3 protein-coding genes are annotated in these 1215 nt (G+C 55.5%); all 3 read left to right on the forward strand.

What is annotated here, in order from left to right; translation table 11 throughout:
• Window positions 1-540 (forward strand): recombinase RecT (locus GVI59_RS18635; protein ID WP_173575529.1); only part of this gene is annotated, 540 nt, incomplete at its 5' end.
• Complete coding sequence (locus tag GVI59_RS18640) at window positions 537-920, forward strand: hypothetical protein (RefSeq protein WP_173575530.1); 384 nt, start codon at window positions 537-539, stop codon at window positions 918-920. The genes GVI59_RS18635 and GVI59_RS18640, both read left to right, overlap by 4 nt.
• A complete protein-coding gene (locus tag GVI59_RS18645; protein WP_173575531.1) occupies window positions 913-1095 on the forward strand; it encodes a hypothetical protein in 183 nt (60 codons plus the stop codon). Before GVI59_RS18640 ends, GVI59_RS18645 begins: the two co-directional genes overlap by 8 nt.
• Window positions 1096-1215: the final 120 nt, after the last annotated feature.

Genomic DNA, 1215 nt, shown 5'->3' on the forward strand with positions numbered 1-1215 from the left:
CGTCTTGATTACGATTTTTCGGGAGTTGGAGATTCCCGAAAGGTATTTGTCATGGGCCGCATCAAAGGCGAAGCGAAAGACAGAACGGTTGAAGTGCTTCTGAAGGATGCCAGAACTACGAATGAGTGGTGGACAAAAACACCTGATCAAATGCTGGCCTATCATGGCGCACGTGTATGGGCGCGACGCCACACGCCAGAGGTGATGCTCGGTGTCTACTCACCAGAAGAGTTCTCTAGCAATAACGACCGCTCCGAAGCTGGCCCTGCGATTGATATCACGCCTGCGTCTCACCAGGTTCAACAGCAAAAGCCCGTCGACCATCTCGCTATATGGACAAATCGTCTCAAGCAGTGCGGCGATGGCGCTTGCTGCGACATGCAGTGGAGCAAATGGGATGAGACCATCCAGAAAGCCGAAGCCGCTGGACGCCCGATCGCTGCTGAGACATGTCAGGCAGTCTTCGACATGATTGCTGATCGTCGCGCGGATTTTGCTGAGCCGGAACAGAGCGCGCCTCTGGAGGTATTGCCCGCATGACCCAGAGCACCAAACTGGAAATTATCGGCCCTTACACGCCAGAGCATGAGGGGCCGTTTTGCACGCGGGATGGGAAAGCCGTCCGCTTGATCACGCGAACTGATGGGAGCAAGGAATTTCCGATTGTTGGCTTTATTTCTGAAGATAAAACGCCAACGGCATGGGACTCAGTTGGCTCTTACTTTGGCGACAGCCAGAGAGCCGTTCGCGACCTCATGAACGCTCGAGAAGTGTCTGTCCCCCGGGAATTTTGGATCAATCGATACGCTGGAGGCGGCCTCTCCATATATCTGTCCAAGGAAGAGGCGGAAAAGTACAAAGTCTGCTTGATTGGCACTATCCACGTCCGCGCAGTCCTGCCGGGAGAAGGGAATGACTGAGCGCAAGACCCCATTCGAGCCACGACCCGAACCAGCCGAGACCTACGAGGTTCGGCTGCCCCTAACCGAGACACAGGAAACCGCGCTCGTGGACTGGATGTGTCGTTTCTCCACGAGCGGAAACGCGACACCACGCGACCTGATGCAGCGGATTGGAGTTCTGAAACATGACTGAGAAAACAGCGTTGGTCGTGATGTTGCCGCTGACGGATGAGCAATGGAGGGCAGCAAATGCCGCCCCGTATGCCCGTGATAAAGGACCGATGCCAGCGATTGAAGCATCCATCCGCGCCAT

The organism is Acetobacter sicerae, from assembly GCF_011516765.1.
GTDB classification, from domain to species: Bacteria; Pseudomonadota; Alphaproteobacteria; order Acetobacterales; family Acetobacteraceae; genus Acetobacter; species Acetobacter sicerae.